The organism is Rhodococcus globerulus, from assembly GCF_019334125.1.
Lineage (GTDB): Bacteria > Actinomycetota > Actinomycetes > Mycobacteriales > Mycobacteriaceae > Rhodococcus_F > Rhodococcus_F globerula.
In genome coordinates, this window is the sequence record NZ_CP079698.1 from 5,039,461 (window position 1) to 5,065,983 (window position 26,523).

Here is a 26,523-nt window from a genome sequence, read left to right on the forward strand (position 1 = left end):
GATTATCGATCCGGATTATCCCTATGCGGGTCTGCGGGATCCGTCGCCGAGCAACAGTTCAACGGTCAATTCGAGTCGATTGGCGACGTCGGTGGCCGATGATCGGCGTGTGAGCCAAGCCACGAGGTTGGACAGCCACACATCGGAGATCACGCGGGCGATAGCCAACTGTTCGTCGTTCGGTTCCTCTTCGGTCATCGCGCGTGCAAACAATCGGTCCATCAGTTGGCCCACGTGATCGACCTCGGCAGCAGCAGACGCGTCGGCGAACATGAATGCGCGGGTCATTGCTTCGGTGAGCAGTGGATCGCGTTGCATTGCTCGGGTGATCAAACTCAGGATCAGCTGCATGCGCTCGAGCGGGCTTGTTCCGGGCGGAATCTTGCCTCTGGAGTCGATCTTCTCGAACTCACGCGCCAGAGCGGAAACCAGGAGGTGCACCTTCGACGGAAAATATCGGTAGAGCGTTCCGACGGCAACATCCGCACGCTCGGCCACCGCGCGCATCTGAACGGCTTCGTATCCGCCCTTGGATGCCAATGTCAATGTGGCATCGAGAATCCGCTTGCGACGTTCGCGTTGCGCGTTGGAGCTGAGATCGTCCTCTCCGAGCGTCGCGGATGCGACGGCAGTGGAGCGGGATCGAGATGTTGCGGTCATCGACAAATTCCTTCGCGCCTTGACTCATGGCCAGGTGTCATATTAGAACACGTTCTAAACAATTGTGTCACTAATGGAGAGGTGGGAACCAGTTGTGACTATCGCCACGACCGATGAACAACGGGCAGTCCAGGAGTCGATCGAGGCGTGGGCGCGATCAGCAGCGCCGATGGACATGGTACGCCGTGGACCAGCGAATTCGTGGCGCCAGGGTTGGCCGGATTTTGCCTCGTTGGGGCTTTTTTCCGTTGCTGTGCCCGAGTCGGTGGGCGGCTCAGGAGCTGAGATCGTCGATCTGGCGGCGATGATCGAGCAGGCTGCGATTGAACTCGTTCCGGGTCCTGTTCTCACTACGGCACTGGCCGCGTTGGTGGTCGGGCGCAGTGCAACTCCCGCGGCAAAGCGCTGGTCCGAGGCGCTTGCAGACGGTGCGATTCCCTGCGCCGTCGTATTGGACGAAAGACCAGTTGCTGCAACGGCTACCGAATCCGGAGGGCTCGAACTTCACGGTGACGGAGGTTTCGCGTGGGGCGCAGATGCCGGCGTGTCAGTACTGGTTTCCGCCGACAACGGCAATGACGTCGTGTGGGTGCTCGTCGACGGTGAATCGAGTGGAGTCACGTATGACGCGCTCGACACGATCGACAAGTCCCGTCCGTTGGCGAAGGTCTCCTTTGATCGTGTGGTCGTGGATGCTGATCGGATCATCGGCGACATAGCGACGGGATCGGTGGCTGATCTCGCTGCGACGCTCGCGTCGGCAGAGGCTGCCGGAATTGCCGCGTGGAGCCTGCGGACTGCGGTGGAGTACGCAAAGATTCGTGAGCAGTTCGGCAAACCGATCGGTTCCTTTCAAGCGATCAAGCATCTGTGTGCCGAGATGCTGTGCCGGGTTGAAAACGTCGGTGCAGTCGCCTGGGACGCTGCCGTGGCGGCAGAGTCGGGTGACGAACTTCCGATCGCCGCAGCAGTAGCCGCCGCGGTGTCCCTGGATGCGGCAGTCGACACGGCCAAGGATTGCATCCAAGTGCTCGGCGGCATCGGGTTCACCTGGGAGCACGAGGCGCATTTCTACCTTCGTCGCGCCGTGTCGCTGCGCCAGATGATGGGCGGCTCGTCTCGTTGGCGCGCCAGGGTGGCGGAGTTGACGCTCGCGGGATCGCGTCGTCACCTGCAGATCGATCTCAGTGCGTTGGAGTCCGATCGCGCCGAAATTCGCAGTGAAGTAGCACAACTGGTCGCTCTGCCGGAGTCCGAGCAGCGCACTGCCTTGGCTGAATCGGGTTACCTCGCGCCGCATTGGCCGGTGCCGTACGGCAAAGGGGCGAAGGCAGCTCAGCAGATTTTGATCGAGGAAGAGTTGGCCGCGGCAGGCGTCGGCCGACCTGACCTGGTCATCGGATGGTGGGCCGTGCCAACCATTCTCGAGCACGGCAGTGTCGAACAGATCGAACGGTTTGCCGTCCCCACCTTGAAGGGGGACATCACGTGGTGTCAGTTGTTCAGCGAGCCGGGAGCTGGATCCGACCTCGCCGCGCTGCGCACCACTGCCGAGAAGGTAGACGGTGGATGGAAGCTCAACGGGCAGAAGGTGTGGACTTCGCTTGCGCGTGAGGCTGATTGGGCGATCTGTCTGGCGCGTACCGATCGTGGTGTACCCAAGCACAAGGGCATCACGTACTTTCTGCTCGATATGAGAACACCGGGGATCAGGATTTCGCCGCTGCGGGAAATCACAGGCGATTCGCTGTTCAACGAGGTGTTCCTCGACGACGTTTTCGTCCCGGACAACTGTGTCGTCGGAGAGCTCGGTGGTGGTTGGAAACTGGCCAGAACCACACTCGCCAACGAGCGGGTCGCGATGAGCGGTGGCTCGTCACTTGGTGGTGCGATGGAGGAATTGCTTGTTCTGGCAGGAAGTCCGGATCCCGTGGTCGCGGACAAGCTGGGCGGTTTGATCGGCACCGCGATGGTGGGATCGCTTTTGGAGTTGCGAACCACATTGCGGCAGTTGGATGGCCAGGATCCAGGACCGGCGTCGAGCGTCCGCAAACTGGTCGGTGTTCGGCAGCGTCAGACCGTCGCGGAATTCGCGATGGAGTTGGGCGGTCCGGCTGGTTGGGTCGAGGGGCCGTTGTCCCGGGAGTTCCTCAATACGCGTTGCCTGTCCATCGCCGGCGGTACGACGCAGATCCTGCTGACCGTCGCGGCCGAGCGAATTCTGGGGCTACCGCGGGAGTAGTAGGTCTACAAATTTGGTCCCGTTGGTGATACAACTAGAACACGTTCTATATCGACGACGGGAATTTGCCAGCGTGGACTTCACCAGAGATGAAACCCAGGATGCGGTAGCCGAGGTGGCTACCGCACTCCTGGCGCGCGAACTACAGCCGGATGCCTTGTGGGCGGCCTTCGCCGAGGCGGATCTGCTCACGTTGGCGCTACCGGAGCGACTCGGAGGGGAGGGTCTGTCCGTCACCGACGTGGGCGCCTTGCTCACCGAAGTCGGCCGAGCTGCAGCGCCGATTCCAGCGCTGGCCACACTCGGATTCGGGGTGCTGCCCATAGTCGCGCTCGGCAGCGACGCGCAGCAGGATGAACTTCTGGCCGGTGTTGCCGCGGGACGGGTGTTCACGGCTGCCTTGGCTGAGCCGGGCCGCCAGTTTCCCGAGCAGCCGGCTGTTACGGCAAGGAAGACCGGTGAGAAGACCGGTGATCGGTACCGCGTCAACGGGACTGTGCTCGCGGTCCCCTTCGCTGCGAGTGCGCACCGCGTATTGGTTCCGACAGACGTCGGTGTTGTGTTGATCGACCCGAACTCGGCAGGTGTGACGCTTACGCCGACGCCGAGTTCGTCCGGCAGCCCCGAGTTTGCGATTGTTCTCGACGACGCCACGGGTGAGCTGCTGGGCGCCGGTACGGAAGCCGTGCAGACGCTCTATCGCATTGCGTTGGCGAGCATCGGAGCTGTGGTCGACGGATTGGTTTCCGGAGCCGTGGATCTCACTGCTGCCCACATCGGATCCCGCGAGCAATTCGGTAAGCCGCTCGCGACCTTCCAGGCCGTCGCACAACAGATCGCCGACGCCTACGTCACGTCCCGGACACTGCACGTTGTGTCGCTGTCGGCATCGTGGCGCGTGTCGGAAGGGCTTGATGCGCAGTCCGATCTGGATGTGATGGCGTACTGGATAGCTCAGGAAGTTCCTGCGACCATGCAGGTTCTCCATCATCTGCACGGCGGTTTGGGAGTGGATGTCACCTATCCGCTTCATCGCTATTACGGGGCAGCAAAAGACTTGGCGCGCCTGCTCGGTGGCGCTTCGCATCGACTCGACCTCGTGGGGGCCCGGTGTTCATCGATCTGACCGACAGTCAGCGCGCGTTGCAGGCTGAACTTCGTCGCTACTTCTCGACTCTGATCTCGCCCGACGAGGCGAAGATCATGCGTACCGAACGGCACGGACCCACCTACCGCGACGTGATCCGCCGAATGGGCAAGGACGGGTGGCTCGGTGTCGGCTGGCCGGTCGAATACGGCGGGCGAGGCTTCGGCGAGGTGGAGCAGCAGATCTTTGTCAACGAGGCTGTGCGAGCAGATGTTCCACTGCCGTCGGTTACGTTGCAGACGGTCGGACCGACGTTGCAGAAGTACGGTAGCGAGGAGCAGAAGCAGAAGTTTCTTCCCGCCATCCTGGCCGGCGAAGTGCATTTTGCCATCGGATACACCGAACCTGAGGCCGGAACCGACCTTGCGGCTTTGCGTACCGGTGCCGTCCGCGCGGGTGACGAGTACATAGTCAACGGTCAGAAAATCTTCACCACCGGTGGACATGATGCGGACTATGTGTGGCTGGCTGTGCGAACGGGAGCAGTAGACTCGCGGCACCGGGGCATCTCGATCCTGATCATGGACACGAAGGATCCTGGGTACACCTGGACGCCGATCATCACCTGCGACGGCGCCCACCACGTCAATGCCACCTACTACGAGGACGTTCGCGTTCCGGTGAACATGCTTGTGGGCGAGGAGAATCAGGGCTGGCGCCTCATTACCACCCAGCTCAATCACGAGAGAGTCATGCTCGGACCAGCAGGCCGCGTCGGTGGCATCTACGATCATGTCTTCGACTGGGCTCGCCGCGAGAATCTTCTCGATCACACCGACGTGCGACGCACGCTGGGGGAGATCCACGCAACCTATCGACTGAACGAACTCCTCAATTGGCAGGTGGCATCGAGTGATTCGGACTCGGTTGATGTTGCCGACGCCTCCGCGACCAAAGTATTCGCCACCGAGCGTATTCAGCGAGTCGGCCGACTGGCCGAGGAAATTGTCGGTCGATACGGCAACCCTCTCGATCCGGAGACCGCTGATCTCATGGAGTGGTTGGACATGCAGATCAAGCGCAATCTGGTGATTACCTTCGGCGGCGGGGTCAACGAGGTGATGCGTGAACTGATCGCGACCGCAGGCTTGAAGCTGCCAAGAGTTCCGAGATAGGAATTGACTGTGTCAGATCCCATTCTTACTGCTGCAGAGCAGGTTCGCGCCGCCGGACCGAGCGCGCCACGCACCGGCCGAGATCCCGTAAACGTGCCGATGGTCCGCAACTGGGTCGAGGCGATCGGCGACAAGAACCCGATCTATGTCGATGAATCCGCAGCACTCGCCGCCGGGCATGGCGGGCTGGTCGCTCCGCCGGCCATGGCGCAGGTGTGGACGATGCGAGGACTGGGCGCTGTACGCGAATCCGATGATCCACTCGGCCGTATGACGGAGATCCTCGACGAAGCCGGCTACACGTCGGTCGTTGCAACCAACTGCGATCAGACCTACCACCGCTACTTGCGACCGGGTGAGGACGTGACGATCTCGTCTGTCTTGGAAGACGTTGTGGGGCCCAAGAAGACGGGCCTCGGTGAGGGCTGGTTCTTCACAACTCGAAGCCTGTGGCATGTCGGTGACGAATTGGTGTCCGAGATGATGTTCCGGATCCTGAAGTTTGCTCCGGCGGCCGGTGAGACGGTTCCATCGGATGTGCCCGAGGATCTGGATTCTTCTCGAATGCTGCGCCCCACGCCGTCTCTGGACACACAGTTCTTCTGGGACGGAGTTGCCGCGCACGAGCTTCGGATTCAACTGCGTCCCGACGGTAGCGTGCAACATCCACCGGTGCCCGCGATCTGGAAGGACAAGTCGGCGCAGACCGACTACCTCGTGGCTTCCGGGCGGGGAACCGTATTCAGCTTTGTCGTCCATCATGCGCCCGCAGTGCCCGGTCGCTCTCTGCCGTTTGTGGTTGCACTCGTCGAACTACCGGAAGGCGTGCGTATGCTCGGCGAACTTCGAGGTGTCGCGCCTGTCGATGTGTCGATCGGGATGTCCGTCGAAGCAACGTATCTCGATTTTCCGGGAGATGAAGAGACTGGCGGAACTCCGTGGACTCTGTATGCGTGGGTACCGGTTTCGCAGCAGGAGGATGCTCGATGACTTTGGTTTCGGACATCACTGTGGGAGAGCAGCTTCCGGCGTTGGAGATCTACGGCGACCCGACGTTTGTCGTGTCCACGGCTTTGGCAACGCGCGATTTTCAAGACGTGCATCACGATCGCGACCTGGCGCAACAGCGCGGCTCGAAGGACATCTTTGTCAATATCCTCACCGACACCGGGTTGGTGCAGCGCTTTGTCACCGATTGGGCGGGGCCCCGTGCCGTCATCACCTCGATCAAGCTCCGACTCGGGGTGCCGTGGTACGCGTACGACACTTTGTCGCTCAGCGGAACCGTCACCAGCTTCGACGAGACGCTGGTGACCGTTGCCGTGGTGGGCAAGAACAGTCTGGGTGATCACATCACCGCCCAGGTCATGCTGACATTTACCCCGCTGACTTCCACGACGGCCGGAGATATCGAATGAATGCACTGTCGGGGAAAGCCGCAATCGTCGGTATCGGCGCGACGGATTTCTCGAAGGACTCCGGCCGAAGTGAACTTCGCCTGGCGGCGGAGGCCGTCCAAGCAGCTTTGGACGACGCGGGCCTGACCCCTGCCGACGTGGACGGGCTCACCTCGTTCACGATGGATACCAATACCGAAGTAGCCGTGGCACGTTCGGTGGGAATCCCGAACCTGAAGTTCTTCAGTCGCATCCACTACGGCGGCGGGGCTGCTGCGGCTACGATCCAGCAGGCTGCCATGGCTGTCGCGACAGGAGTCGCTGACGTCGTTGTTGCCTACCGTGCTTTCAACGAACGCTCCGGTGCCCGGTTCGGCCAGGTGAACTCCGGTCTTGTGGCACAGGTCAATTCATCAGGATCGGACAACGCTTTCTCGTACCCGCACGGCTTGGGAACTCCCGCTTCGTTTGTCGCGATGGTGGCGCAGCGGTACATGCACGTCTACGGTGCGTCGAGTGAGGACTTCGGCCGCGTTGCCGTTGCCGATCGCAGGCACGCTGCCACAAACCCCAATGCCTTCTTCTACGGAAAGCCGATCACACTCGAGGAACACCAGAATTCCCGCTTCATTGCCGAACCGCTACATCTACTGGACTGCTGTCAGGAATCCGACGGCGGTGTTGCCATCGTGGTCACCTCAGCCGAACGGGCCAAAGATCTGAAGAACACCCCGGCCGTCATCGCGGCCGCAGCTCAGGGCAGCGGGGCCGATCAGTACATCATGACCAGCTATTACCGTGACGGTCTGACCGGACTGCCGGAAATGGGGCTTGTGGGTGATCAACTCTGGGCGCAGAGCGGTTTGCGGCCGGCGGATATGCAGACCGCGGTTCTGTACGACCACTTCACGCCCTATGTGCTGATGCAACTCGAAGAACTCGGCTTCTGCGGTAGGGGAGAAGCCAAGGACTTCATCGCCGGTGGCGCGATCGAACTCGGTGGGAAGCTTCCGATCAACACTCATGGCGGTCAACTGGGCGAGGCATACATTCACGGGATGAACGGCATAGCCGAGGGTGTCCGTCAGATCCGCGGGACTTCCGTGAACCAGGTCGACGCTGCCCAGAACGTATTGGTCACTGCCGGTACCGGCGTGCCGACGTCGGGACTGGTTCTCACTCGGTAGGCAAAGTCTCTGCTGTGTCATTGTCCATCGGGACAGGTGACCCGGCCCGGTTGTGATGCGATACTCGGAACATGTTCGAGAATGCCTTGCTGATCGACGCGGCGGGTCGGCAGACCCAGCGGCACCACCAGGCCTTTTCTCAGGACTGGGACCGCATCAAGGAGTGGTCCGACAACGTCTACATGCCGTATACGGTCACGCCCATCGGTAGTCGACTACGTCCGGCGTCAGACATGTATTCGGCTACAGTCGGTCGGATCGACGTCACCCGTTTCTGCTACGGCATTCCCGTCACGGTGGGTGAGTGTTCGCCCGAAGCAGGGAACATTCTGGTTCTGACGACGATTCGCGGGAACGGGCGGCATGCCCTTGGTGGGGGTTCGTCCGTGAATACCGCTGTCGGAGAAACGTTTGTGGCGGACTGCAGTCGTACGGACTACTTCGTGGAGTTCGACGAGGATCATCTGCAGTTGAATCTGACTGTGCCGCATCAGCTTGTCGCCGATCATGCCCAACAGTGGTACGGCCGGGCGCCGGATGATCGTCTGTGGCAACACAAGTGCTCGATCGGTGGGCGCGGATCGAGCTGGCTGGCACTGATGGATTACGTGGTGCGGGCGGTCGCAGAGTCGCCCGAAGCCTTGTCGCGCGAGCGGTTGGGGGCGCGGGTACAGGAGCTGATCACTGCGCAACTGCTCGAGGAGTGGGCGGCGCAGGCCGGTATCGCACTCGGTGCGGGTATCGATTCTGCGGAGCCCGTGTATGTACGAGCGGCGGAGGAGTACATCGACACTTTCGCTCGTTCGGTTCCGACTGCCTCGGAGATCGCGGCTGCGGTCGGAGTCAGCGTTCGGGCACTCACCGCGGGCTTTCGCCGATACCGTGACACAACACCCGGCCAGTTGTTGCGGGAGCGTCGGCTTACCGGAGTGCGCAGTGAACTCCTGTTTTCGGACGGAAGAACAATTTCCGATATCGCCAACGCCTGGGGGTACGTCAACCTGGGCATTTTTGCTGCCGGATACCGGAAGCGATTTGGGGAATTGCCGTCGCAGACCAGGTCGCGAGTCTGAACGTGTGGTCTTGGGGAAGCCGTGACACCCCGTTTGCCTCTCCGAGGATCTAGGTCGATCCGTTGTTTCTTGTCGGAGCCTTCTGCAAGGATTGACGGTGAGAGTGACAGCAGGCCCGGAACATCAATCAGACCTCGCATTAGGAGCTCAGTCATGGCATCTCGACTCAATCCGTACATCAGTTTCAACGGCGACGCCCGTGAAGCGATGGAGTTCTACAAGAGCGTTTTCGGTGGCACGCTCGCGCTGAACACCTTCGGTGAATTCGGACAAGAGGGCGCCGGCTCGGACAAGATCATGCACGCAATGCTCGAAACCGACGAGGGCTACACCGTGATGGGCTCGGATACTCCTCCCGGCATGCCGTACAACCCGGGTGACAACATCACGGTCAGCCTCAGCGGCGACAACGGCGATGTACTGCGCGGCTACTGGGAGAAGCTGTCTTCCAGCGGAAACGTGTCGATGCCGCTCGAAAAGCAGATGTGGGGCGACGAGTTCGGAGCCTGCGTCGACAAGTTCGGAATTAACTGGGTCGTCAATATCGGCACTCCGCAGAGCTGAGTGATCCGGTCCGGTTCTGCCGAAATCAGACGGAACTTCTGCCGTTTCGAGGCAGAGCCGGGCATGTGATCGTCGTTACATTCTCTCTGACAGAAGAGTTTTCAGTCGGATGGAGAAGTGTGATGACGATCGAAGATGTTGCAGGAAAGGCTTTTTCGAAGGAGCGTTTCGACGGTCTGTTGGCAGATGCCGTGCACGGACCCGCTGGCGTCCCCGGTGTAGTTGCCATGATCACCGATCGTGACGGCAACGTCTACGAGGGTTCCGCAGGCGAGCGCGCTGCAGGCTTCGGAGACCCGATGTCCACGGATTCGGTCTTCGCCCTGTTCTCGACAACCAAGGCCATCACCGGAACTGCGGTACTGCAGTGCGTCGAGGAAGGTTTGCTCGATCTCGACGCGCCGGCGGCCACGTACGTTCCGGAAATCGGTGAGCTGAAGGTTCTCGACGGATTCGGCAATCAGGGTGAGCCGATTTTGCGGGAACCGAAGCGAGAGATCACAACTCGCATGTTGATGCTTCACACAGCGGGATTCGGCTACGACTTCTTCAACGAGTCGTACAACCGCCTCTCGCAGGAACATGGTCAGCCCAGCGTGATCACCTGCACCAAAGCTGCGCTCGCCACCCCGCTGCTGTTTGATCCGGGCGAGAAGTGGGAGTACGGAACCAACATGGACTGGGCCGGTCAGGTCGTGGAATCCATTCGTGGACAACGACTCGGCGACGTCATGCGAGAGCGGATCTTCGAACCGTTGGAGATGGCGGACACCGCATTTTCGATGACTCCGTCGATGAAGGACCGCCTTGCAACCATTCATCAGCGAGAATCCGACGGAACGCTCACTCCGCTCGTAGGATTCGAACTGCCCGCAGAGCCCGAGGTACACATGGGTGGACACGGGTTGCACGGCACCGTCGGTGACTACATGAAGTTCATCCGGATGTGGCTGAACGACGGTGCCGGCAGTCAGGGGCGGGTGTTGTCGCAGGAAACGGTGGCAGCAGCAACCAAGAACGGCCTCGAAGGCCAACATGTCGGTCTTCTGCCTGGCGTCATCCCGACATTGTCCAACGACGCCGAGTTCTTCCCCGGAGTGCCCAAAGGATGGGCGTACTCGTTCATGACAAACGAGGAAGTGGCTCCCACCGGGCGACCAGCGGGTTCACTTGCCTGGGCGGGACTGGCCAACCTCTACTACTGGATTGATCGCCAAAGCGGCGTTGGTGGATTCTGGGCAACGCAGATCCTGCCGTTTGCAGATGCGGGTTCGGTTGGCGGGTACTTGGATTTCGAGTCGGCCGTGTATCGCTGACGGCAACAGCTCCCGCTGTTCGGGATCGGAGACGGGAACGCTTGGAGTTCGGAGTACTCATGCAGTAAGCGAATATGTACAACGAACTAGGAGATGGCATGAACAGCCTCGAGGGTAGTTTCGAAGGCAAGGTTGCACTGATCACCGGTGCCGCTCGCGGGCAGGGACGAGCTCACGCAGTTGCGTTTGCCGAGCGCGGCGCCGACATCGTGATCTGCGATCGCTGCGAGAACAGTGACGCCGTCGCCTACCCTCTCGCGACCGAAGCTGATCTCGCCGAAACAGTGCGTCTCGTCGAGGCCACCGGGCGTCGTTGTATTGCAGTCAAGGCAGATACCGCCGACCGTGAGGCAATGGACGCCCTGGTGGCCCGCGCGGAAGCCGAGTTCGGCAAGGTCGATATCGCTGTCGCCAATGCCGGTGTATCCGTTCCAGCCCCCATTACGTCTATGACGTCGGCGCAGTGGAACGAAGTCATTTCCTCGAACCTCACGGGTGTTTTCAACACCGTCGCCGCCGTGTCCGGCGGAATGGCAAAGCGTGGTTACGGCCGTATCATCACGATCTCCTCGATGATGGGTCGATCCGGTGGCACTCAGATGGCCGCATACGGCGCCTCCAAGTGGGGTGTCATCGGACTGACCAAGAGCGTGTCCCTCGAGCTCGCGAATTCCGGCGTCACAGTCAATGCGATTGCGCCGGGCAATATTTCGACGCCGATGATCCACAACGACATGATGTACCACATGATGCGTCCGGATCTCGAAGAACCGACCATGGCCGACGTCGAACCGGTATTCGCGACATTGCACGCGCAGCCCGTCGGGTGGCTTGATCCGTTCGAGATTACCCGCGTCATTCTGTTCCTCGCGGCTGATGCCAGTGCCCACATGAGTGGCATCGTTGTTCCTGTCGACGCCGGAGTCGCTGCTCGTTCGAACGCTTGACCACAGTGTCGTCCCGCCGACATGTGCGGGCGTCGTGGGTTGTCGGAGTCTTGAGTCTGAGCGGTGTGGTGGTCGCACTGCAACAGACTTTGGTTGTTCCGCTTCTCCCTGAGTTCGCGACGGCATTGGGAGTCTCCAACTCGACTGCGTCGTGGTTGGTGACATCAACTTTGTTGACCGGTGCCGTCGCAACTCCACTTATCGGCCGGCTTGCCGATATGTACGGCAAGCGGGCCATGATGTTGCTGTGTCTCGGCGTCATGGTCGTGGGCTGCTTGATTGCCGCGACCAGTCAGAGCTTCCTCGTTCTTGTACTCGGTCGATCGATGCAAGGATTTGCCTCGGCGTTGTTGCCCGTGGGAATCAGCATCATGCGCGACGCACTGCCGCCCGAAAAGCTCAGTGGTGCAGTTGCTCTCATGAGCGCGACCGTGGGTATCGGCGGGATGGTCGGCATGCCGATGGCAGGGGTGCTCTCGGCACATTGGGGCCTGTCCTCGCTCTTCTGGGTGACCGGTGCCGTCGGAATTGCTGTCGCAGTTGTACTGCCTTTTGTCGTACCGGAATCGGCGGTGAAAAGCCGCGGACGCTTCGACTTCCTCGGCGCAATAGTCTTCACGGCCGCAATGACCAGCCTGCTTCTTGCCATCTCCAAGGGCACGGAATGGGGTTGGGGAAGCCCGGTCATTCTCGTGCTCATTGCGGCGGGAATTGTGTTGCTGAGTTCGTGGGTACCGTGGGAACTGCGCGCGTCGGCGCCGCTCGTGGATCTACGAACATCGGTCCGCGCCCCGATCCTGGTATCGAATATCTGCGCGCTGCTGCTCGGATTTGCCATGTTCATCAGTTCCCTGGCTGCTACGCAGGAACTGCAGCTTCCCGCGGAATCCGGATTCGGACTCGGGTTGTCTGCGTCAGCAGCGGGACTGGCAATGTCGCCGGGTGGGCTCTTGATGGTCCTCCTCGCGACGGTTTCACCTAAGGTCACTCGCCGCTGGGGAGCCAAGACAACACTGGCGACCGGTGCCATCGTCATCGCTTTCGGCTATGCCCTGCGTGTATTCCTCGCTCCGACGCTGTTCACCATCATTCTCGGCACAGCGATTGTGTCTGCAGGCGTCGCATTTGCCTTGGCGGCGATGCCCACGTTGATCACCGAGTCGGCTCCGCTCGACCAGACTGCTTCCGCGAACAGCGTCAACAGCCTGCTCCGTTCCGTGGGTACTTCGACCGGAAGTGCAGTCGCTGCTGCGGTATTGGCCAGTTCGACCGTGTTGATCGGCGCCGCGGTTGTGCCGACGCTGCATTCGTTCGAGGTTCTCTACTCGATCGGGGCGGGAGCTGCGTTACTGGCTGCGATAGTGACAGTCGCGGTTCGTGTCGAACGGAAAGGCGATGTTCAGCGGGATCGCTCCGCAGAGAACGTTCAGTCCGCAGAAGCTGTCCGCGAGTAATTCCGTAGAAATCTGTCGGGGCTCTGCGTCACACTGGGGTCTCGGGTTGGATTCGTGCTGACGCGGGAGGACGCATGACCGGAGCGATTGTGGCCGAGGGACTGGTCAAGAAGTACGGCGAGTTGACGGCGTTGGGCGGCGTAGATCTGGAAGTGCGCGAAGGCTCGGTGATGGCACTTCTTGGACCCAATGGCGCGGGAAAGACTACAGCGGTTCGCATATTCACCACGCTGCTCACTCCTGACGCCGGCCGCGCCGAAGTCGCCGGGCTGGACGTCGTCCAGGATGCGCGGGCCCTGCGATCCAAGATCGGGGCCTCAGGTCAGTACGCCGCAGTCGACGAATACCTCACCGGGTACGAGAACCTCGAGATGGTCGGACGGCTGTATCACCTGGGAGCAAAGAAGAGTAAGGCGAGGGCGCGCGAGCTACTTGACCAGTTCGACCTGGTCGAAGCCGGTGATCGCCCGGTCAAGGGCTATTCCGGCGGTATGCGCCGACGCCTCGACCTGGCCGGTGCCTTGGTGGCCCGGCCGCAGGTTCTTTTTCTCGACGAACCGACAACAGGACTCGATCCGCGAGCGAGGCTCGGCCTCTGGGATGTCATCGAAGGACTGGTGGCACAAGGCACGACACTGCTGCTCACGACGCAATACATGGAGGAAGCCGAAAGGTTGGCCGACCAGATTGCGGTGATCGACCGCGGTGTGGTGATCGCGCGTGGAACGTCCGATCAACTCAAGGCACGGGTTGGTGGCGAACGTATCGAACTGAGCGTGCACGAGAACGAACATCTCGACATCGTCCGGGAGGAATTGAGGGCACTGGCCGTCGGGGAGATCCAGATTCAGGAGAACGTCCGACGCATCACCGTGCCGGTCGACGACGGAACCGATGCATTGGTCACCGCCCTCAATCTGCTGTCGGCTCGCGGAATCAAGGTATTCGATGTCGGGTTGCGTCGGCCGACACTCGACGACGTTTTCCTCACGCTGACCGGGCACCAGGCTGAATTGGAGGACCAGAAATGACGGTGCAGATGGCACTCGAAGACGGCCTGACCATTGCCAAACGAAACCTGATCAAGATCAAGCGGGTTCCCGACCTTCTGGTGTTCACGACACTCTCGCCGATCATGTTCGTGTTGTTGTTCGCGTACGTGTTCGGCAGTGCGATCTCCGTTCCGGGGACGTCGTACCGCGAGTTTCTGATCGCCGGAATCTTCACGCAGACAGTTATATTCGGTTCCACCTGGACTGGTCTGGGTATGGTCGAGGATCTGCAGAAGGGGATCATCGACCGCTTCCGTTCCCTGCCCATGGCTCCTTCAGCGGTGCTGATCGGCCGCACGTCCAGCGATGTCCTGATCAACGTGATCAGCCTGGTGGTCATGTCGATCACCGGTCTGCTCGTGGGGTGGCGCATTCACTCCAGTTTCTTCGAAGCGCTGGCCGGATACCTACTTCTCTTGTTGTTCGCGTACGCGTTGTCCTGGGTCATGGCAGTGGTCGGCCTGTGGATCAGGACGCCGGAAGTGTTCAACAACGCCAGCTTCGTCGTCATTTTCCCGCTCTCGTTCATCGCGAATACATTTGTCGAAACCACCAACCTGCCAGGGCCTTTGAAGGTGATCGCGGAGTGGAATCCGGTGTCGGCCGTGACTCAGGCGGTGCGCGAGCTTTTCGGCAACACCAACCCCGCCATGACCGTTCCCGATGCATGGCCACTGCAGAATCCGATTCTCGCGTCGCTGTTGTGGACGGCCGGCTTGCTGATTGTCTTCGTGCCGTTTGCAATCCGTCGATATCAGAAAGCCGTCAGTAGGTGACTCGTGCTGCGGGTTTGGTGCCGGTCACCACTGTCGACGAGGTGGCATCGTGTGCGGAAATTTTCACGAGAAGTCCTCCGTGAGTGAATGATTCCACGGTGCGGTCCACCTGTTCGTTGCTTGTTTCGACAAGCAGGTGCCCGCCGGGTTTGAGCCACGTCGCTGCCTCGTCGGCAATCCTTCGTTGGATATCGAGTCCGTCGACACCGCCGTCGAGGGAGACACGGGGTTCGTGGAGTCGCGCTTCGGGTGGCATGAGACGGATCGAATCGGTGGGGACATACGGTGCGTTTGCCGCTATGACGTCGATCCGTCCGCGGAGTTGGGTGGGCAGCGGATCGTAGAGATCGCCAGCGAGAACCTGGCCAGGCTCGGCGATGTTGCGCCGTGCGCAATGAACCGCAGCGGGTTCGATGTCGATGGCGTACAACTCGATCGCCGGGACGTTCGCCTGCAGGACCGCCCCGACTGCACCCGAGCCGCAACAGAGATCAACGGCAACACCGCCAGGGGCAGTCAACGAACATGCCTGCCTGGCCAAGAACTCAGTGCGTCGGCGTGGCACGAATACCCCGGGTTCCAGCACTATTCGCAAGCCGCAGAATCCTGCCCAGCCGACAATGATCTCGAGTGGTTCGCCGGCCACCCGCCGAGCGATCATGACGTCAAGCTCGGCGGGGGATTGTGCGGCATTCAGTAGAATTCGCGCTTCGTCCTCGGCAAATACACATCCTGCGCGGCGCAGGACGGCGGTGGTGGATTTTTGCCGAGGACGAGAGTGCATCGGTGCGGACATAGGAGAGTGCCTTTCGGGAATTACCGTATGGGCGCTCTCGACCGCTACCGGAAGCTGAACGGAGGAGGCGGCGCCACTACTGACCTAGCGGTAATGGGACTCACCTCCTGAGTGTCTGCGTATCGACTGTGTCTGCATGTCGACTGTCTGCATGTCGACCTGCGCGTATTGAACGTCGATACTCTATCGAATCATGGTCGTCTGCGCGCGCCATTGAGCGCATTCACTCTGAATTCGGCGGCGATTTCCGGGTTGTCGAGCGGCCGAACCATCTGGTCAGACGGGTATTCAACTCCGCCTGTGTGTCGCCAACCCAGGCCACATGGCCGTCGGGACGAAGCAACACTGCGGGAGCGTCCAATTCGGTACTGGTGTCGACGATGTGGTCGACGCGATCGTTCCATCCATCGACCGACAGTTGACCACCCTGGTCGATCAGCAACCCTCGGCCGGAGTGCATCAGGTCGTAGAGGTTGCCGCGGGTCAACGCGATGTTCTTCAGCCGCCGGCCTAGTAGGTCATGGTCGTCGCCGAAGTCGTAGCGAATCGAGATCGCCGTGATCTTCTCGGTCAGGTAGCGGTTGACGTCGTCGAAATTCATCAGCTCGGAGATCAAGCGCCGCACAGCTTGTGGGCCCGCCGCGGTGGAGATCAACTCCGCCTGTGCGCGCGTGTTGTCCAGTACGTCGGAGGCCACCGGACGCCGTTCGGATTCGTAGGTGTCGAGCAGGCTTTCCGGTGCCCATCCGTTGATCTCTGCGGCGAGCTTCCAGCCGAGGTTGAACGCGTCCTGGACGCCGAGGTTCAGACCCTGCCCGCCTATCGGCGGGTGGATATGGGCGGCGTCGCCTGCGAGAAATACCCGGCCACGGCGGTAGTGATCGGCCAAACGTGTGGCGTCACCGAAGCGCGAGAGCCAACGCGGCGAGTGCACGCCGAAGTCGGTGCCGGCGATGACACGTAGCTGTTGTTTGATGTCGTCGAGGGTTGTCGGGACGGCACGACTGTCGGCAATATCGGCTGCGGGCACCACGACGCGATGAGCACCATTGCCGGCCGGGCCGATTCCGAATCGCTTGTGAGTTTCGCGGATCTTGGCGACCACGGCTGCCAGTTCGTCCGCCGGCATGGTCACGTCCATTTCGCCGATCAACGTGTCGGCCGTCGACGGCTCGCCGGGGAACCCGACGTCGATCAGCTTGCGCACGGTGCTGCGCCCACCGTCACAGCCGACTAGGTAGCGCGCCTGAAGTGTTGTGCCGTCGTCTAATTCGGCAGTTACGCCGTTGTGGTCTTGCCGGACCGCGACGACGCGCTTCCCACGCCGAATGTCCGCGCCGACTTCGGTGGCGTGTTCGGCAAGAATCCTGTCGATCTCGGGCTGGGGTATGCCCAGTACGTAACCGTGCTCGGTATCCAAGTAGGTGGGTGCGGGTTTGGAGATACCCGCGAAGAATCCGCCGAGTGGATACTTTCGGCCGTGTGCGAGGAATCGGTCCAGCAGCCCGCGCTGCTCCATGATCTCGATACTGCGCACATGGATGCCGAGGGCGCGGACAAACGGAGTCGGCTGCTCGGCCTTGTCCAGCACCACGACGTCGACACCCTGAAGCCGGAGCTCACCCGCCAGCATCAATCCGGTTGGTCCGGCACCGACAACGATGACGTCACTCATGTAGACCCCTCCTGTGGGCAAGGCATGCGCTTGCTCGCAGCGGCGAGTCTGCACCATCACCCGGGCCTTGCCGCAAGCCCCGGGGTACGCGATATGGTGAAAGGGGCGGAGGTTCGAAGGCCCGGAAGTTCGACGGCCCGGAAGTTCGACGGCCCGGAAGTTCGACGGCCCGGAAGTTCGACGACTCAGTGCCGAGCGGTTGCGGTGTCCGTTCCCGCGGTCCCTCGACTCATGGCCAGAACCGCGTCACGGCGGTCGATGCTTCCGAACGGTGACCCGCCGGTCGGGTTCTCACTTCCGAACAGCCAGGTGGGTCCGTCGGCCAGATGGTCGAGAGCTTCCCGGGCAACGTCGGCGGGATCGGCAAGGTCGGCACGCGATGTGGCCCGCGCGCCGAGTGCACGATGGAGAGATGGGGTGTCTGTTGCGCCAAGCACGAGGGACAGAACGTCGACGCCCTTCGGATGCCATTCCGCCCAGAGACTTTCGGCGAGAATGAGATCGAATGCCTTGGTGGCGCCGTACGTGGCGTGTGTTGCGCCCCCGGCCCAGGCTGCTCCGGAGGTCAGTAACACCACGGCGCCCCGTCCTCGGGCGACCATCGGCGCGCCGAAGCGGTAGGTGGCCTCGAGCACGCTGGTGCAGTTCCGATGAACGAGAGACAGATGGTTGTTCAGATCCTTGTCGAGGAATTCGGCGCTGTAATCGTCGCTACCGGCGTTGTACACAAAGAGTCCGACCTCGAGATCGGCTGTTATCCGTTCCAGTTCGGACATTGCGGCCGCTGCGCTGAGATCTAGTGCAACCGTGCGTACTTCGACATCGTGCTGTGCGCGGATGTCGTCGGCGAAAGATTCCAAGACGAGCGCTCGCCGGGCGACAAGAACGATGTTCACGCCGCGAGTGGCCAGTTCGTGAGCGAATGCGGCACCAACCCCGTCGGATCCGCCGGCAATGATCGCCCACGGTCCGTACTTCTGTGCGAGATGTGTTGGCATTGTGTGATTCCTTTCAATGTGGACTCTGTTCGACGTGTGTGGTCAAAGCGCGAATTGTCGTGCTGGTGCATCGCTCACGTCGAGGGCGCCAGCATGTTGCGGTGCTCGGGCGTCCCGTCCAGGTTGGCATTGATTCGCTCGACGGTTCGCCAACCCTCCGCGGTGCGCACCCACCGCCAGGTGTTGGCCGAGACGCGAGCCACCCAGAAGCGGTCCGCGTCACTGTCCCAACGGATGTTGAGTGCGTAGTTGCGTCCCGTCGCGTTGTCGCCGTCGATCTCGATGTGCGGTGCGGTCAATACATGACCGCACCCGTTGCGGATCAGACTCTGGTGACCGTCGCCGAGCACCATCTCGGCGATTTCTTCTCGACCCTTCATGTGACGTTGGGGGACGGCGTCGAAGGTGCCGTCTTCGGTCCAGAGTGCCGCAGCAGCCGCACCGGAACCACTGTCGACGGCCGGACCGTACTGCGCGACGAGTTGCATGATCTCGACCTGGTCTTCAAGAGTGCGAACTCGGTTCGTCAGATTCGTCACCGCGGTCCGAAGGTCTTCGTTCTCAACCATTTTCACACCTTTCCAGGAACGACGACTATGCGTGCCGGACCGTTGGCGTCGCGCGACGCATCGAGTGCCTCCGCGACTTCGTGGAGTCCGACCGTCCTTCCGAGCATCGGGCTGATGTCGACCTCGCCGGAGCACACTGCGTGGAATGCTTCGTCCCAGTGGGCAGGAAGTGGGCCTCCGCCGAATTGGATGTTGAGGCCCTTGCGCTTAGCGGTGAGCGTGTGGAGGTGATCGCCCTCCGGCGGTCCACCGGAGGAGAATATCCTGGTTCCACGCTCGCATCCTTTGACGATCGAATCGAGAACACCTGGTATTCCGACACATTCGAAGATGACGCAGCCTGGTAGTGCGGCTATCGCCATCATGTCCTTCGTTGTATCCGGCGATCCGTGTGCCACATCTCGCCAGGCTTGGTACGGGGAGATTTCGGCGGGATCTATGACAGCGTCAGCCCCCATTGCCATCGCGGTCTCGCGGCGAGAGGCAATGAAATCCACGGCAATGATCGGGCCGATTCCGAGACGTTTGAGGTTCGCAATCGTAGAAAGGCCGATGGCACCGCAGCCGATGACCAGCGGAACCTCGCGGGTACCCATCTGCGCACGTGCTGCTGCGGACCATCCGACCGAGAGTGCGTCGGCAACGCAGATCACCTCGCTCGGAAGGTCCGAGCGCACCACGCGTGTAATCGATTCGTCGAGGAGTAAGAACTCACCGAAACCGCCGGGCGATTCGGGATTCTGCCCGATGATCTTGCGGCCCAAGGGTGTGGCGAGCACCGGGAGGGAACTTACTCGGGTGCCGACGGGGATTCGCCGGTCGGTGCCGGGTCCGTAGTCGACGACTTCGGCGCAGTATTCGTGGCCCATGACGATGTCGACGTTCTGATCGTACGTGGACATTCCGCTGTCGTCGTGGATGCCGGCGTCCGGGTTGTCCATGAAGTGAAGGTCCGACGCACAGATTCCGCAGGCCAGCGAACGAACAAGTAATTGGCCGGGGCCGGGAACCGGATCGTCGACCACTCCGACGTCTACGGTGCCTTCTCGCAGTACTGCAGCGCGCATTCGATTCTCCTCCGCGAATATGTAGTTCTCATTCTGTGGGTGAACTGTATCCATGGATTGGCACTTACGGAAGACTCTCTCCTGTAAATTTAATAGAGCAATATCTCCTGTAAAGGTGCTGCGCACTTGCTGGCGGTCACTACACTCACTGGCATGTCAGAACCTCATCGCCGTCTGGGGCGACCCCGCGACATCAGCATTGACGAGCGAGCTCTCGAGGCGACGCGCGCACTCTTGATCGAACGAGGCTTCGAGGCGACGACGATTCAAGCCGTTGCCAGTCATTCGGGCGTGCATTCGTCGGCGATCTACCGCCGATGGTCGTCGCGGATCGAGTTGATCGAGGAAGCGGCGTTCCCTCGATTCACCTTTGCCGGCATCGTGCCGAGTGGGGATCTTCGACGCGACCTTCGCAGGTTCATCCGTGCGTACGTCGCGGCCTTCAGTGCGCCGGCGGCGCGAGCGGCCGCTGCGGGGCTTCTTGCTCATCACCAGAAGCCGGATCGCGATGCGTCATCAGAGGTGTATCCGAGGATGTCGGTGCGGCCGCTGTTCGAGGACATTCTGCGCGCCGCAGCTCCCGGAAGTGTTGATCCCGCAGTCGATCCCGACGACGCCTTCGACATGCTTCTCGGTGCAATTCTCACTCGCACAGTGGTATTCACGCCGACGTCGAGGCAGCGTCCCATTGAGCGCACGGTCGAGATGATGGTGCGATTGTTACGCCCGGTCGACTGAAGGTCCCTTCGCTAGCGGGCGCCGCGCAGATACGCATCGATCGGGATCCTCAGTTGAAGAACGAATTCCGACGATTCGGCGTGATGGGTCGGGGTTGATCTCGCTCCGATGCATCGATCGAATATCAGTCCTTCCAGCAAACTGACAAGATCGGTTGCCGCGCTCTCCGGATTCGTCACGCCGTGACGTACGAAGATCTCTTGCGCTCTGGCCGTGGAGAACAGGCTTTGCGCCAGGGCGTCGTGCAATTCGCGATTGCTTCGCGTCTCGAGGAGGAGTGCGTACCGGGCGATCAACTCGTCGCGGCGACGGGACAGGAGATCGCCGAGATATCGGGCGATCAGAGTTGCCGGATCGGAATTCGTCTCCAGCAGTTCGTCGAATGTCGATTGTGACCGTTCGACGATGTGTTGCACTGCCGCTGTCAGCAGCGCTTCTCGGGTTCGAAAGTAGTACGAGGTTGAACCCTGCGGGATACCCAGGGCGGCATCGACGGCGCGATGAGTCAATGTCCGCGGACCGTGTTCAGCGATGATCGTGACAGCGCACGCTCCGATGAGGTGTCTGCGATCTCCATTCATGCCTATCCCGTTCTGCGTAGTGCGGATCACGTTGACTTGGCTCCGAGCCGGTCTCTAGCCTCAACTCTACAGATGTAGAGGAGGGTCATGCGACTAGACGAAGAGCAGTTGTCGGCACGTGCATCACTCGACGCCCTGCGGGCCCGGATTGCGATCGGCGGCATCGGGGGTGGGATCTACCTCTGGGGTGGTGTCGGACGTGGAAAGACCATGCTGATGGACGAGTTCTATAACAGTGTTCCAGTGGCGAAGCGGCGCATTCACTTTCACCAGTTCTTTGCCGATCTGCACACCCACGCGCACAGTCTCGGGTCGATGGGCAAGGCGCTGGATCAGGTGGTCGACGGGATTCGGCTGCTGTGCTTCGACGAGTTCCACATCGACGACATCGCTGACGCACAGTTCATGGCGAGAGTTCTGGAGAACATTGTTGCGAAAGATGTGACTGTTGTTGTCACGTCCAATGTTCCGCCGTGCGATCTCCTTCCCAATCCACTTTTTCACGATCAGTTCGTGCCGTCCATCGAGTTGATCGAGAGGGTGTGGGAGGTGATCGAGTTGGGTGGAGCGGTTGACTACCGAATGCTGGGGGAACCGCGTCAGCGGGATCGACGGTTCGCGTCGGGAGCTTTCCACTCGAGTGCAGGTGCTTTTGACGGTGAACCGGTCGAATTAACAGTGGGGTCACGCACATTGATGTGCTCTGCGCTTCGCGACGGAGCCGTGTGGTTCGATTTCGATGTGCTGTGCGGTGGTTCGACGTCGGCGGCCGACTACCTCGATCTTGTCACCCGCTTCGATGAATGGGTGATCCACGGTGTGCCGATCCTCAGCACCGCAACGGAATTCGCAGTGCGGCGTTTCGGGAACGTCGTCGATGTTCTCTATGACGCCGACGTGCGGTTGACATTGTTCGCCGAAGGAGGCCTCGAGGACGTAGCCGGCCACCTTCGTGACGCCGCGGGGCTTGCCCGGCTGTTCAGTAGGTTGTCGCTGCTTCAGTCGATGGGGGTCATGGTGCGGTCAGAACAGTAGTCAGCGCGCTCGACAGTGCTGCCTTCACGTATGGCGTGAGGTTCTCGACGAGCCGCGACGCGATCGCGGTGGCGACCTCCGCCGGCTGTAGCGGAACAGTCGGTGATTCGGGAAGGCCAGGCTGCGGCGGCGGAGTGCTGTTGGTCATCATCGGCTGATACGTACCGTGTTTCGTGAAGTAGCCGAAAACCGAGTCCACAAACTCTTCCGGTGCATCGCGTGGTTTGGGCATGTTGCAGATGCCGTCTCCTTCGATGCATACCTCCTGGACGGGTATGTCGCCGAAGCCGGCGCGCGTCCCGGACATCGTTGCACCGGGAACAACATTCGGGATCACGGTTTCGATGCCGCCGTGAGAGTTTCGCGGGTCTGAATACAGGACGCCGGTCACCTGGGATTGGGGAATTGACCCGTCGCGGGCGATGTCACCGAGAACGTCGCCTGCAATCCGTGCACCTTGGGAGTACCCGGTGATGACAACGTCGCTCCCGGGGCATTGGCTGTGAAAGGTATCAACTTCAGCATGAAGTGCTTGGACGCCCACTGCCACGCTGGCGTCGTAGGTTTGGTCGCCGAGAGGCCAGAAACTAGCGGGGTAGCTCACGGGTTTTGCGACGTATCCCTGGGCGGCATAGCGATCGGTGACGGGTTGTGTGGTCTGGCCGGTCGGGTCCCAGGTTCCACCAACTGCGAATACCGCGCCGGTCGGGCATGAGTTCGGTGATGCCGTCGCAGCATTGGCGGACAGCAGCGCGGTCCCCAGGGCGAATGTGCACACCACTGACAGCGAGTATTTCCTCATCGGGCCGTCCCAATCCATCTTTTGCTCTCGTAGCTCCACTGGGAAGCTCGCGGTCCGACGCGGGTTGTTCGGTACTGAGCGCAATGGTGACGGTGTGATGAGTCCTGGAGGTATTCCTCAGGTAAATACGACGTTGCCAGTCACAAGAATGGCAGTGACAGAGAAAACTTGCTCTTACGGCCCTGGCACCTGCGGCGGGTTGTCCGGAACCATGACAGCACCGATGGCGTTGCTGATGGGGACAGCGTTGTTGCCGTTGGCGTTGGCTGTGGGGCCGAGGGTGGCATAGATGACAATGGTGGTTTCGGACTTCGGTTCGTAGAGCGCAACACCGTTGTATCCGCCGTACGACGGGTTCATGACAAGCCACCCGCCCAGGTGCGCCGTTCCGAACGTGAAGAACTTGTCGTCGGTCAGAGGTCCGAGACCTGCGGTTGTCGGGGCCATCTGTTCGTCGAAGACTGTGTCGGAGAGCAGCTCGCCGGTTCCGAGGGCGCGAACCCATTTCCCGACGTCGGTGACTGTCGAATTCATATTGCCGCTGTGTAGGAAGGCCGTGGGATTCCAGAACGTCGAGTCCTCGAAGACACCGCGTTCAGTGGTGTAGCCGTGCAGGACGGGATCCGGGATTTGCGGGTTGAGCGCAACCCGACTGTCGGTCATGCCGAGTGGGTCGAAAATACGCTGTTGCAGTAGGTCACTCAAAGATTGCCCGGTCGCCTTCTGGACAACTTCACCGAGCAGGGTCAGGTCGCTGTGTGAGTAGGCAAAACTCGTTCCGGGCGCGAACAGCGGTGGACGGGTGTTGGCGAGATCGAGGATTTCCTGTGCGGTCCACCCCAGGATCGGGTTGGCGTAGAAACGCTTCTCGAATTCGGGGTTGGTCACGTAGTCGGAGATTCCGGTGGTGCTGTTGGCGAGCATTCGCGGTGTGATCTGGTCGGAACGCGGAAAGCTCGGTTCCCACTTGGCAATCGGTTCGTCGAGTGGGAGAGTGCCGGACTCGTCGAGTTGGAGGAGGACGGTCGACAGCATCGGTTCCATGGGCTGTCCGACGCGTAGTTGCATATCGGTTGTTGCTGGCACGCCGAGTGGGGATTCGCCGACAGCGCCGGTGACCACGTTGGTGTCACCGCGCCACACCCCGTACACCGCGCCGCTGAGGCCCAGTTCGGTCACCTGGGTGCGGACAATGTCATCGATCTTCTGTGATTCGGGGCTGACGGTGCTGGACGCGGGACTGCTCGTGCCAGTGGTGGTGTCCTCGTTGGATCCGCAGGAGGCAAGAACTGTCACGGCGAGTGCAATCACGGCCAATCGAGTTCGTCGCTGTCGCGAGGTGGACTTCATCCGTGGCGATCCCTTCGTGTCCTCAGCGGAAAAGGAATGTCGCAATTGACTGAATCTACCGCGACCGGACAGTGCTCGTCGCTGAATTAAACGGGTGGAGTCAACAGAAAAGCCCGGCACCTTCGTAGAAGGTGCCGGGCAGTGCTGATCGAGGGCTTGTCGGCCGAAAACTACGGAAGTAGTTGGTCGAGGAAGGTGTTGCTGAAGACCTTGTGCGGGTCCAGTGCGTTGAAGGCGGCGTTGGCAGTGTCCCAGTTGTCGCTGGTGGGGACGCCGTCGCGGTAGGTCTGGGGGAGGGCGTTTTCGATGATCTGCGTGTCGGTGTACGGCTTGTCGGCGCTGAATGCCCAGCCCTTGGACCATTCGGGGCGGAAGGTGGCGTCGTTGTTGTTGTAGTGGCCGCGCATCCATTGCTCCATTTCGCGGTAGAACGCGAACATGCCGGGTGTTCCGGGGACTCCGAGGACGTTGAGCCAGATGGCGGTGTCCCATTCGGGGTGGTCCGGTCGCGGACGCATAGCGGAGATCGTGGGGGCGCCGGCGGATGCGACTTCGACGTCGGATGACTCGTCGAGGCCGCAGCATCGGATTTCGACGGGTCCGTTGAGAGGGAATTGCCCGATGGAGCGGTAGTACTCCATGCGGCCGTTGAACCACTGCGTGAAGTCGTGGATGACCTGGCCGATGTTGGCGCGGGACGTGATGACGGCGCCACCGCCTTCGGTCAGGCGCAAGGTGGTGGCCCGGATGTAGAACTGAACGTCCTTGGACCATCCCCATAGGTCGTTGGCGAAGGTCGCGGCAAGGCCGGCGACGGTGGTGGCGTACATAATCTGCCCGAATGCGGGTGCGATGCCCGGGTTTCCGGAGTTGATCTGTCCGATCATGTCGGTGATCGGTTCGGGGAGGTTGTCGGAGAAGATGTAGTTGTACGGTCCGGTGACTTCGCGGGAGAAGCGAGGCTTTTCAGGAGCGAGGGACCACACCTTCATCCACGGGCGTTCGGTGAAGGGGTACCAAATTGCCTCTGCGCGACCGTTTTCGCGGACGAACTTCTCGAAGGTACGTCCGGAAGCCCCGCGAGCGCCGAAGAGTTCCTGCCAACCGATGTCCGTGTGGCTGACGCAGCGCATGCGGTAGTTGGGCGCAGCCTGCAGTGTGACTGAGGTGAGGAAGGTGCGGCCGAGGTGAGTCAGGAGTGGCTTGATGGCGGTATCGGCCCGCGAGTACGTCTTCAGTGCGTATTCGTTGCCGTTCCAGACCACTGCGGTCAGGGAGGTGACGAGGTTGGAGAGTGAACCGAAAGTTTGTCCGGGAACGTGTGCTTCGCCTTCCGCGGGAAGGGCTGCGCCGTGGGCGTCGACGGCGAGGCAGCCTGCGATGGACAGGACGCCGGGCGCGGGGAGATTAGCGAAGCCAAGGCCCTGGGCCTGAAGTGCTGTGGTGATGGCGTCGAGGGTGGCACCGGGTCCCGCGGTGACCGTCGCCGGTGACCCGCCGGCGTCGACGTTGACCCAGTTCAGATGAACCATGGTGTCGGCGAGAATGACCTTGTCGATGGAAGCGCCGTTCACCACGGTCAGGGGTGTCCAGCCGTGCATGGCTCCGCGGGGCCGGATGGTGTAACCGTTGGCATGTCCCCAGTTGGCCAGGCGTACTACGTCTTCGGGTGTCTTGGGAGCACAGGTCCAGATGGTGTCGAGCATGATCTCTTTGGACCAGTTCTGGTATGCCTGCTGGTAGAGCGCGATGCCTTCCGGGAAGGCCGGGGGTGCAGCGAGGGTGGGTACTTGTCCGCCACTGGATCCGAACGGAATGGCGTAGGCGGGGGTCCAGCTGCCGGCAAGGGCGGTGGCGGCGACTGCGCCGGCTCCGGCGGCGAGGAATCCTCGTCGGGACAGTCGGGTTGTTTCGTCTTGGGCCGTCATCTTCGGGCTGCTCCATCGGGGGTTGGGAACTGCAATGAGTTCGACAGGTGAATC

At 61.2% G+C, this 26,523-nt stretch carries 25 protein-coding genes; 15 read left to right on the top strand and 10 right to left on the bottom strand.

Annotated features, from left to right (window positions below):
- Positions 1–21: 21 nt before the first annotated feature.
- Positions 22–660 (bottom strand): cholesterol catabolism transcriptional regulator KstR, encoded by a 639-nt coding sequence (kstR, locus tag KYT97_RS22970; RefSeq protein ID WP_033232537.1) that lies wholly within the window; start codon positions 658–660, stop codon positions 22–24.
- 94 nt (positions 661–754) lie between these two features.
- Here kstR and KYT97_RS22975 point away from each other — a divergent pair, with 94 nt between their 5' ends.
- The 13 genes from KYT97_RS22975 to KYT97_RS23035 all read left to right on the top strand — a co-directional run bounded on the left by KYT97_RS22975 (position 755) and on the right by KYT97_RS23035 (position 14,930).
- Entirely contained in the window at positions 755–2,902 is a 2,148-nt protein-coding gene (locus KYT97_RS22975) for an acyl-CoA dehydrogenase family protein (RefSeq protein ID WP_116104121.1), read from the top strand.
- A gap of 73 nt (positions 2,903–2,975) precedes the next feature.
- The gene (locus KYT97_RS22980; RefSeq protein ID WP_033232534.1) at positions 2,976–4,028 is read left to right on the top strand and encodes an acyl-CoA dehydrogenase family protein; all 1,053 of its coding nucleotides are present in this window, start codon (positions 2,976–2,978) and stop codon (positions 4,026–4,028) included.
- Positions 4,013–5,164, top strand: coding sequence for an acyl-CoA dehydrogenase family protein (locus KYT97_RS22985; RefSeq protein WP_219110725.1), 1,152 nt, complete (start codon positions 4,013–4,015; stop codon positions 5,162–5,164). Before KYT97_RS22980 ends, KYT97_RS22985 begins: the two co-directional genes overlap by 16 nt.
- 9 nt (positions 5,165–5,173) lie before the next feature.
- Positions 5,174–6,154 carry a bifunctional MaoC family dehydratase N-terminal/OB-fold nucleic acid binding domain-containing protein gene (locus tag KYT97_RS22990; protein WP_033232532.1) on the top strand — a complete coding sequence of 327 codons (981 nt, stop codon included), beginning with the start codon at positions 5,174–5,176 and terminating at the stop codon, positions 6,152–6,154.
- A complete protein-coding gene (locus tag KYT97_RS22995) occupies positions 6,151–6,582 on the top strand; it encodes a MaoC family dehydratase (protein WP_219110726.1) in 432 nt (143 codons plus the stop codon). Before KYT97_RS22990 ends, KYT97_RS22995 begins: the two co-directional genes overlap by 4 nt.
- Positions 6,579–7,748 carry a lipid-transfer protein gene (locus tag KYT97_RS23000; protein ID WP_219110727.1) on the top strand — a complete coding sequence of 390 codons (1,170 nt, stop codon included), beginning with the start codon at positions 6,579–6,581 and terminating at the stop codon, positions 7,746–7,748. Before KYT97_RS22995 ends, KYT97_RS23000 begins: the two co-directional genes overlap by 4 nt.
- 71 nt (positions 7,749–7,819) lie before the next feature.
- Positions 7,820–8,821, top strand: coding sequence for an AraC family transcriptional regulator (locus KYT97_RS23005; RefSeq protein ID WP_116104115.1), 1,002 nt, complete (start codon positions 7,820–7,822; stop codon positions 8,819–8,821).
- Between the two features lie 153 nt (positions 8,822–8,974).
- Positions 8,975–9,385 carry a VOC family protein gene (locus tag KYT97_RS23010; RefSeq protein WP_033232525.1) on the top strand — a complete coding sequence of 137 codons (411 nt, stop codon included), beginning with the start codon at positions 8,975–8,977 and terminating at the stop codon, positions 9,383–9,385.
- Positions 9,386–9,507: 122 nt separating this feature from the next.
- Complete coding sequence (gene acmB / locus KYT97_RS23015; RefSeq protein ID WP_219110728.1) at positions 9,508–10,701, top strand: methyl acetate hydrolase AcmB; 1,194 nt, start codon at positions 9,508–9,510, stop codon at positions 10,699–10,701.
- Positions 10,702–10,799: 98 nt separating this feature from the next.
- Positions 10,800–11,648: a mycofactocin-coupled SDR family oxidoreductase gene (locus KYT97_RS23020; RefSeq protein ID WP_033232524.1), complete on the top strand. Its 849-nt coding sequence runs from the start codon at positions 10,800–10,802 to the stop codon at positions 11,646–11,648.
- 5 nt (positions 11,649–11,653) lie between these two features.
- Positions 11,654–13,102 (top strand): MFS transporter, encoded by a 1,449-nt coding sequence (locus KYT97_RS23025; RefSeq protein WP_245005904.1) that lies wholly within the window; start codon positions 11,654–11,656, stop codon positions 13,100–13,102.
- Between the two features lie 74 nt (positions 13,103–13,176).
- Positions 13,177–14,133, top strand: a complete 957-nt coding sequence (locus tag KYT97_RS23030; protein ID WP_033232523.1) for a daunorubicin resistance protein DrrA family ABC transporter ATP-binding protein — start codon at positions 13,177–13,179, stop codon at positions 14,131–14,133.
- Positions 14,130–14,930 carry an ABC transporter permease gene (locus KYT97_RS23035; protein ID WP_033232521.1) on the top strand — a complete coding sequence of 267 codons (801 nt, stop codon included), beginning with the start codon at positions 14,130–14,132 and terminating at the stop codon, positions 14,928–14,930. The genes KYT97_RS23030 and KYT97_RS23035 overlap by 4 nt, the downstream gene beginning before the upstream one ends.
- Here KYT97_RS23035 and KYT97_RS23040 read toward each other — a convergent pair.
- From KYT97_RS23040 to KYT97_RS23060, 5 genes are all read right to left on the bottom strand, one after another.
- Positions 14,920–15,726: a putative protein N(5)-glutamine methyltransferase gene (locus KYT97_RS23040; protein WP_116104112.1), complete on the bottom strand. Its 807-nt coding sequence runs from the start codon at positions 15,724–15,726 to the stop codon at positions 14,920–14,922. The two genes, KYT97_RS23035 and KYT97_RS23040, sit on opposite strands and share 11 nt — an antisense overlap.
- Before the next feature lie 223 nt (positions 15,727–15,949).
- Complete coding sequence (iri, locus tag KYT97_RS23045; protein ID WP_219110730.1) at positions 15,950–17,401, bottom strand: rifampin monooxygenase Iri; 1,452 nt, start codon at positions 17,399–17,401, stop codon at positions 15,950–15,952.
- Between the two features lie 185 nt (positions 17,402–17,586).
- Positions 17,587–18,399, bottom strand: coding sequence for an SDR family NAD(P)-dependent oxidoreductase (locus KYT97_RS23050; RefSeq protein WP_033232515.1), 813 nt, complete (start codon positions 18,397–18,399; stop codon positions 17,587–17,589).
- 74 nt (positions 18,400–18,473) lie between these two features.
- On the bottom strand, positions 18,474–18,968 hold the full coding sequence (locus tag KYT97_RS23055) for a nuclear transport factor 2 family protein (RefSeq protein WP_033232513.1): 495 nt from the start codon (positions 18,966–18,968) through the stop codon (positions 18,474–18,476).
- Between the two features lie 2 nt (positions 18,969–18,970).
- Complete coding sequence (locus tag KYT97_RS23060; RefSeq protein ID WP_172935919.1) at positions 18,971–20,035, bottom strand: zinc-binding dehydrogenase; 1,065 nt, start codon at positions 20,033–20,035, stop codon at positions 18,971–18,973.
- A 153-nt stretch (positions 20,036–20,188) separates the two neighbouring features.
- Between KYT97_RS23060 and KYT97_RS23065 the strand changes: the two genes are divergently transcribed.
- Positions 20,189–20,773: a TetR/AcrR family transcriptional regulator gene (locus tag KYT97_RS23065; RefSeq protein ID WP_172935918.1), complete on the top strand. Its 585-nt coding sequence runs from the start codon at positions 20,189–20,191 to the stop codon at positions 20,771–20,773.
- 11 nt (positions 20,774–20,784) lie between these two features.
- Here KYT97_RS23065 and KYT97_RS23070 read toward each other — a convergent pair whose 3' ends face one another.
- The gene (locus KYT97_RS23070; RefSeq protein WP_219110731.1) at positions 20,785–21,354 is read right to left on the bottom strand and encodes a TetR/AcrR family transcriptional regulator; all 570 of its coding nucleotides are present in this window, start codon (positions 21,352–21,354) and stop codon (positions 20,785–20,787) included.
- An 87-nt stretch (positions 21,355–21,441) separates the two neighbouring features.
- On the opposite strand from KYT97_RS23070, the gene zapE reads away from it, so the two are divergent.
- The gene (zapE, locus tag KYT97_RS23075; RefSeq protein WP_172935916.1) at positions 21,442–22,389 is read left to right on the top strand and encodes a cell division protein ZapE; all 948 of its coding nucleotides are present in this window, start codon (positions 21,442–21,444) and stop codon (positions 22,387–22,389) included.
- Here zapE and KYT97_RS23080 read toward each other — a convergent pair.
- The 3 genes from KYT97_RS23080 to KYT97_RS23090 form a co-directional block, all read right to left on the bottom strand.
- Positions 22,367–23,191, bottom strand: coding sequence for a PE-PPE domain-containing protein (locus KYT97_RS23080; RefSeq protein ID WP_245005905.1), 825 nt, complete (start codon positions 23,189–23,191; stop codon positions 22,367–22,369). The genes zapE and KYT97_RS23080 overlap by 23 nt on opposite strands.
- Before the next feature lie 174 nt (positions 23,192–23,365).
- Positions 23,366–24,541 (bottom strand): serine hydrolase domain-containing protein, encoded by a 1,176-nt coding sequence (locus KYT97_RS23085; RefSeq protein WP_172935915.1) that lies wholly within the window; start codon positions 24,539–24,541, stop codon positions 23,366–23,368.
- A gap of 170 nt (positions 24,542–24,711) precedes the next feature.
- The gene (locus KYT97_RS23090; RefSeq protein WP_172935914.1) at positions 24,712–26,469 is read right to left on the bottom strand and encodes a cholesterol oxidase substrate-binding domain-containing protein; all 1,758 of its coding nucleotides are present in this window, start codon (positions 26,467–26,469) and stop codon (positions 24,712–24,714) included.
- Positions 26,470–26,523 lie beyond the last annotated feature (54 nt).